The sequence below is a fragment of the Streptomyces carpinensis genome, assembly GCF_002154505.1.
In the GTDB taxonomy this organism is placed as follows: domain Bacteria; phylum Actinomycetota; class Actinomycetes; order Streptomycetales; family Streptomycetaceae; genus Streptomyces; species Streptomyces carpinensis.
Map to the genome: position 1 here is coordinate 1 of NZ_MUBM01000362.1, position 7120 is coordinate 7120.

At 73.6% G+C, this 7120-nt stretch carries 5 protein-coding genes and 1 pseudogene; 2 read left to right on the plus strand and 4 right to left on the minus strand.

The window, feature by feature from the left end; genetic code table 11:
- A partial coding sequence (locus BZY54_RS38300) for a phosphatase PAP2 family protein (protein ID WP_208640894.1) occupies positions 1-362 on the minus strand: 362 nt, incomplete at its 3' end.
- A gap of 261 nt (positions 363-623) precedes the next feature.
- Here BZY54_RS38300 and BZY54_RS38305 point away from each other — a divergent pair.
- A complete protein-coding gene (locus BZY54_RS38305) occupies positions 624-1241 on the plus strand; it encodes a TetR/AcrR family transcriptional regulator (protein WP_086729979.1) in 618 nt (205 codons plus the stop codon).
- A 142-nt stretch (positions 1242-1383) separates the two neighbouring features.
- Here the strand turns inward: BZY54_RS38305 and BZY54_RS38310 are convergent, their stop codons facing one another.
- On the minus strand, positions 1384-2586 hold the full coding sequence (locus BZY54_RS38310) for a DUF2510 domain-containing protein (RefSeq protein ID WP_086729980.1): 1203 nt from the start codon (positions 2584-2586) through the stop codon (positions 1384-1386).
- A gap of 273 nt (positions 2587-2859) precedes the next feature.
- Here BZY54_RS38310 and BZY54_RS38315 point away from each other — a divergent pair.
- A pseudogene (locus BZY54_RS38315) lies at positions 2860-5539 on the plus strand (ATP-binding protein).
- Between the two features lie 43 nt (positions 5540-5582).
- Here the strand turns inward: BZY54_RS38315 and BZY54_RS38320 are convergent.
- Together BZY54_RS38320 and BZY54_RS38325 are read right to left on the minus strand one after the other, a co-directional pair.
- A complete protein-coding gene (locus BZY54_RS38320) occupies positions 5583-6374 on the minus strand; it encodes an SDR family NAD(P)-dependent oxidoreductase (RefSeq protein WP_086729981.1) in 792 nt (263 codons plus the stop codon).
- 72 nt (positions 6375-6446) lie between these two features.
- Positions 6447-7120: IS200/IS605 family accessory protein TnpB-related protein (locus BZY54_RS38325; RefSeq protein WP_143668220.1), on the minus strand; the 674-nt coding region annotated here is incomplete at its 5' end.

The window sequence follows — 7120 nt, forward strand, 5'->3', positions numbered from 1 at the left end:
ACGGCGGCGAGTACGCGGCGCGTCCAGACGTAGTGCGCCGGACGGCGCAGGTAGAGCCAGACGAGCAGGCCCGCGGTGGCCGGGAAGTGCACGGTGGCGTAGTAGGCGTTCGCCATGTGCACCGGGGTGTCGCCGTGCAGGAGCAGGGACTGGACCGCGCCCTCGCCGGGCAGATGGAACGCCCGCTCCAGGTCCCATATGCGGTGCGCGTTGCGGAAGGCCTCGCCGGTGTGGTCGGCGGCGAGCTGCCGGCCCAGCTTGTAGACGAGGAACAACCCCGTGACGAGCAGGAGCTCGCGCACGAGCGGAGGCCGTGCGGGCCGGTCGGGCCCCGCTGCGGCGGCCTCGGTTCGGGTGGTCATGCCCGGCCCCCTCGCTGGCGGTGTGCTGTGTGCGTGCGTGTGGTGGGGGTGCTCGTGGTGCTCGGCCGGGGCCGGGCGGGTGCTTCCCACACCATCGATACGGTAGCGTACCGATACGCCACTGTACCGATACGTCAGTGTACCGATACGTGGGAGTACCGGTACACTGGCGTATCGATCGATATACCTCACACGGAACGCGCCACACTGGAGAGCGGCCGGAGGGCCGCTGGATCCGGATCGAGAGCGAGGAGATGAGTGATGACGTCGCAGGCCGCGGACGGACCGGAGACGGTTGTCGGCTCGCGCCGCTCCAAGATCACGCCCGAGCGCGAGCGGGAGTTCTTCGACGCCGTCCTCGAACAGATCCGCGAGTGCGGGTACGACGCCGTCACCATGGAGGCCGTGGCCGCCAGCACGCGCTGCAGCAAGTCCACGCTCTACCGGCAGTGGAAGAACAAGCCGCAGTTCGTGGTGGCCGCGCTGCGCGCCAGCCGGCGCACGCGGTTCGCCGGCGTCGACACCGGCTCGCTCGCCGAGGACCTGCGGCAGGCCGCGCGGGCCGCGGGCGAGTGGTCGGGCAAGGACACCCGGCTCCTGCAGGCCCTCGGCCACGCGATCATGCAGGACAGGGAGCTGAAGCAGGCCCTGCGCGAGGCGCTGGTCGAGCCGGAGATCGCCGCGCTGCGGGCGATGCTGCGGCGCGGGGTCGAGCGCGGAGAGGTCCGCGCCGACAACCCGGCGCTGGAGTACGTGCCCGCGCAGATGTTCGGCGTCCTGCGCATCAGGCCCGTGCTGGAGGGGGAGTACGCCGACCCGGACTACATGGTCCGGTTCGTGGAGGCCGCCGTGCTGCCCGCACTCGGCCTCGCCCCATGACCCAGGCCGCCGTCCACGGGATGACTGGACGGTGACCTGCACGCGCCGCACCGTGGGGACGGGGGCGGCGCGCACCCCCCGGCCGGGTGGGGTTCCTCTTGAGCGGCGAGGGACCCCACCCGGCCGACGGCTTGCGGCCGGATCACACCTTCTGGCCGTTGCCCCCGCCCGAGGCGACCTTGATGCCCCGGGTGATGTCGTCGATCACCGACTGCTGCTCGGCGACGTCCACGCCGAAACGGACCACGACCAGCAGACGGGAGTCGGCCGGTGACGGGAAGGCCAGCGACTCGACATAGCCGTCGGAGCCCTTCGCGGTGACCGCCTTCCAGCGCACCAGGTAGCCCTTCTGGCCGGCGACGGTCACCGCCTTGGAGGCCAGCACCTGGTGCGAGGTGATGCCGCCGTAGGTCTTGCCGCCGTAGGACTGCTCGGCGTTCGCGGCTATGTCGGCCTTGGCCACCTCCTCGGCCGTCCCTCCCCGTGTCCCGAGCAGCAGCGCGGGCGCCGAGTACGCGCCGCCCTTGGTGCACTTCTGGGTGGTGTCGCCGGGGCACTGGTAGTCCTCGTCGGAGGAGATCTGGGCGCCCCCGGTGAGCTGCTGGCCGTACCAGCCGTCGAGGATGGGCAGGCTGATGCCGCTGTCCGGGTCGGTGACCGACCCGCTCCGTATCTTCGGCGCCTCGGACGAGCCGCCCGATCCTCCCGAGCCGCCCGACCCCCCGGAGCCGCCCGACCCTCCGGAGCCGCCAGATCCTCCGAAGCCGTCTCCCGGGCCGCCGCCCTCGCCCGGCACGCCGAACGGCCCGCCCGCGCCGCCGGAACCCTCCCGGCCGCCGTCGCCGCCCTGCGAGCCCGGGCCCTGGTGCGAACCCGCGCTGTTCGCGCTCCCGCCGTCGTCCTTGCCCAGCGCGTACACGCCGACCCCGATGCTCGCCAGCACCGCGGCGGCCACCGCGACGGCGATGCCGGTGCGCAGCCCGCGCCGCCGCGCCGACGGCTGAACCGGATACCCGGGGTAGCCCGGGTGACCCGGATACGCGGGGTAGGGGTGCCCCGGCTGCCCGGCGTATCCGGGATGGGCCGGCTGTCCCGGATACACCGTGTTCGCCGTGTCGGTCGCGTTCGCCGGGTGGCCGGTGGAGGCGGAATGCCCTTGACTATCCTGATCCGCCGGATTCGTCTCTGCGGCGGGCGGCTCCGCCGGCGGACCCCATACGGCGGCCGACCCGGCCGGGCGGGTCCGCTCCGTCCATGCCTTACCGTCCCACCAGCGCTCGGTGGCGGGGCCGTCACTTGTCTGCCCCGGGTCGGGGTACCACCCGGGAGGAGTCACCTGCGTCATACCCCCACCGTATGAGGCGTCGGTGAAAGCCGGATGAGAGGACCGCCCACCGGATGCGCCCCGCCGTGAAAACCGGTGCGCGCCCCGCCTGTTGACATCCGCCCGTTGACATGATGCCCCCACACCCCGCAGGTCGTGGGCCCGCCGCGTCGCCCGCCCGCACCGGCCGTCACCCGACACGGCAACAGCTGACCGGACCGTCCTCCGCTTCCGCGCCCCGGGGACTAGGCTCGGGATCCGTACGTCGTTCGGGCGACTTGGGGAGGTAGCGGGATGACGGAGGTACGGCCGGGTGCGGCCGCCTCGGCTTCCCTGTGGGAGCGCGACGAGGAAGTCACCGTCGTACGGCGCGCGGTGGACACACTGTGCTCCGACCGCTCGTCCTCGGGAGGGCTGCTGGTCATCCAGGGCGAGGCGGGCCTCGGCAAGACCGCCCTGCTGGCCGAGACCCGGCGGATCGCCGAGGCGCGCGGCTGCACCGTGTGGTCGGCGCGCGGCGGCGAGATCCTCCGCTCCGTCCCGTTCAACGTGGTACGGCAGTTGCTGCAGCCCGCCCTGATGTCCCTGATGCCGGAGGAGGCCCGCGAGTACCTCGGCGACTGGTACGGCATCGCCGGTCCGGCCCTCGGCATAGCGGAACCCGGCGATCGGCAGGCGGACCCCCAGGGCGTGTGCGACGGCCTGGTCGCCGCGGTGCGCCGGCTGGCCGAGCGCGAGTGGCCGCTGGTGCTGCTCATCGACGACGCCCACTGGGCCGACGAGGAGACCCTGCGCTGGCTCGCCGCGTTCGCCGAGCGCCTCGACGACCTGTCCGTCCTGCTCGTGGTCACCCGCAGACCCGGCGAGGTGAGCGGGCAGAGCGCCCGCCGGCTCGACGTGGTCGCCGCCGCCGCGGGCGTGAGCACCCTGAGCGCCCTGACCCCCGAGGCCACCGCCGGACTCACCCGCGCCACCCTCGGCCGGCACGCGGACGCCCCGTTCTGCCGCGAGGTGTGGGCCGTCACCGGCGGCAACCCCTACGAGACCGTCGAACTCCTCGCCAAGGTGCGCGACAGCGAGGTCGAACCGGTCGAGGCCCGGGCCGGAGAACTGCGCGGCCTCAACCGCGCGGCCCGCGGCGGCGGACTCGTCGCCCGCCTCGAGGAACTCGGCATCGACGCCACCCGGTTCGCCTGGGCCGCCGCCATCCTGGGCACCGGCATCTCCGTGGACCTCGTCGCCCGGCTCGCCACCATGAGCCGCGACGACGCGCTGCGCTGCGCCGAACTGCTGCGCGGCGCCCGCATCCTCACCGAACCCGACCCGGCGACCGCGCGCGGCGGCAAGGCGGAGCTGGAGTTCGTGCACCCGCTCATCGCCACCGCCGTCTACGACTCCATCCCGGACGCCCTGCGCACCGCCATGCACGGCATCGCTGCCCAGGTCCTCACGGACTCCGGGTTCGGCGCCGCGGCGGCCTCCCGGCACCTGCTCCAGGTCCACCCGGACGACGACGAGGAACTGGTCGAACAGCTGCGCAAGGCCGCCCGCGAACACCTCGCCGTCGGCGCTCCCGACGCGGCCCGCCGCTGCCTGGAGCGAGCCCTGCTGGAACCGCCCACCCCCGACGTGCACGCCCGGGTGCTCTACGAACTGGGCTGCGCCACGCTCCTGACCGCCCCCGCGACCACCATCGAGCACCTCCAACTCGCCCTGAGCATGGCCGGCCTGGACGGCGACACCCGGGTGGACGCCGTGTGGCGGCTCTCCCAGGCCCTGCTCCACAACAACCAGCTGGAGGAGGCCGTCCGCACGGTCGAGGCCGAGGCCGCCCGCCACGCGCCGGGACCCACCCGGCTGCGCCTGCACGCCGTGCAGTACATGTGGGAGGGCCTGCACGTCGGCGAGACGATCTCACCGGACCGCTCCGGGCACCTCGCCGAACTCGCGGCCGCCTGCACCGGACGCGACAACTCCGAGCGGGCCCTGCTGATCCTGCGCGGCTTCGACGCCATGACCCGCGGCGAGAACGCCGAGGAGGTCGTCGAACTGTGCGACCGCGCCCTCGTCAACGGCCGTCTCCCCCCCGGGACTGGGCTGGACCGACGCCGAGTGGGGCATCGAGCTGCTGCTGATGCTCGCCAGCGCCTACGCCTACAGCGACCGCCTCGACCGGGCCGAGACCCTCTACAACGAAGCACTGCGCGCCTACGAGACCGCCGGATGGAGCGGCGGCCACCTCGCCCTCGCGCACGCCTACGTCGGCCTCGGCCACCGAAGGCGCGGCCGGCTGCGGGAGGCGGAGGCGGCCCTGCGCGAGTCACTTCGGATCGCCGAGCGGGTCGGCCGCGGGCTGCCCCTGTACTGGACCGCGACCTGCAACCTCGTCGACACGCTGCTCGTCCGCGGCCACGCGGAGGAGGCCTGGGAGGTCGCCGAGCGGTACGGATTCGCCCCACCCTATCCGTCCACCATCGTGATTCCCGACCCGCGCAGCGTCCGCGGCAGACTCCTGCTCGCCGTGGGCCGCACCAAGGACGGCGTCAACGAACTGGAGGCCGCGGAGAAGGCCGCGGCCGTGCGCGGCCACCACAACCCGGTCATGGTGCCCTGGGCCGCCGACCTCGCCCGCGCCCTCGCCACCGAGGACCCGGCCCGGGCCGCCCGGCTGGCCGCCGACGTGCGCACCCAGGCCGAGCGGTTCGGCACCGACACGGCCATAGGAGAGGCGCTGCGCTGCGCCGCCGCCCTGGAGAGCGGCCAGCGCGCGGTCCGTCTGGCCGCGCAGGCGGTCACCTACCTCGAAGCCTCCCCGTGCCAGTACGAACACGCCGCCGCCCGTGTCGAGTACGGCATCGCCTCCCGCTCGGTCGCCGAACTCGAACGCGGCCTGGCGCTGGCGCGCTCCTGCGGCGCGGACGGACTGGTCGCCCAGGCACGCGAGGTGCTGGAGTCGGGCCGCGGGCTGCGATAGGCGGCTCGCCGGGACAGGCCCTCGGGCCCTGCGGGCCCCCGGCTCACAGACCGAGCAGCTGCTCGGTCACCGCGGAAAGGCGTTTACGCACCCCGGGGTCGTACGCGTCCTCGTGCGCCCGCGCCGGACGCGTGCCGTCGAAGTATCCGCCGGAGCCCAGGTCGCGGGTGGCCAGCGCCAGCACGCCGGGCGCGCCGTCGGCGACCGTGTTCCAGGGCTCGATGCCGGCCGCGCGGACCATGGAGGTGTCCATGTAGGTCGCCGGGTGCAGCACGTTCACCGCGACGCCGGTACCCGCCGACTCCTCGGCGAGGGCGAAGGTGTGGGCGGCGAGCGCGAACTTGCTGCGGCAGTACGCGGCCACACCGCTGTAGCCGCGGGTCAGCTCGGGATCGGCGAAGTCGAGGGGCTCCTGGCCGGCCGAGCCGACGTTCACGATCCGGGCCGGGGCGTTCCTCCGCAGCACCGGCAGCAGCGCCCGGGTCAGCACGACCGGCGCCAGATAGTTCACGGCCAGCCTCAGCTCGTGCCCGTCGGCGCTCACCTCCCGTCCGGAGCCGGGATCGCCGCTGCCCACACCGGCGTTGTTGACCAGGACATCGAGCTCGGGATGCGCCTCGGCGACCTGCGCCCCCAGCTCGCGCACCTGCGTCAGCGAGGCGAGGTCGGCGACGAACCCGGCCGCCTCGCCCTCGGCGCGCAGCTCCTCGACCAGCCGCTCGGTGCGGTCACGGTCCCGGCCGTGGGCGAGGACGACGTGTCCGGAGCGGACCAGCTCGAAGGCGACGTACCGGCCGAGTCCGGAGGTGGCACCGGTGATCAGAACAGTGGACATGAACCCACCGTAGGCACCGCGGCCGCCCGGCGGGTGCTGCCACTGGGGGTACGACCGGCAGGGTCACCGTTTCTAGAAGCTGAGCGGGGGTGAGTCCTGGAGGGACTCGTGCTCAGCCGGACACTCCGAACGGTGTTGAGTGCCCTGGTCGCCCGCGTTCGCTCCGTGTCCGGTCCCGGCGGATCGTGTCCGTGGTCCGGGGATACGGGGGCGGGTTTCCTCGCCTCCCCGGGTGCCGTATCCGGCCTGGGCGGTCCGATGCTCCTGTCCATCGCTCTGGTGGGCAGGGGGCGGTGCCGTCCGTCGCCGGATACGGTGCCCGAGGGCGCGTCGTGCGACCGCCACGGCTGCCGAGTCGTGGCGGGTGGTCTTACGCGTTTTGCTGGTGAGGGGTTTCTGCCAGTGCTGGGCGCCCCACCGGGAGGTGTAGGCGGGGTCGACGGCGACGATGGTGATGCCCAGTTCCGCGGCCATGCTGACGAGCCGGGCGCGCAGTCTGCTCACGGGCATGCCGGAGATCAGCTTGCGGAACCGCTTGCGGCGGCCGTGTTTCTCCCGGGTCTTCTCCGACGCGAAGTCGAGATCTTCGATGGCGATCGCCAGGTTGTGGCGCTGGGCGACGTGCAGCAGGCGGGTCAGGGCGTGGCGGACCTGGGCGTCGCGGTGGCCGGCGGTGCCGGACAGGTCGTAGCGGAACCGCAGCGGTGCGCCGACCGGGTTGCCGTGGGCATCGAGGCGCCAGGCGG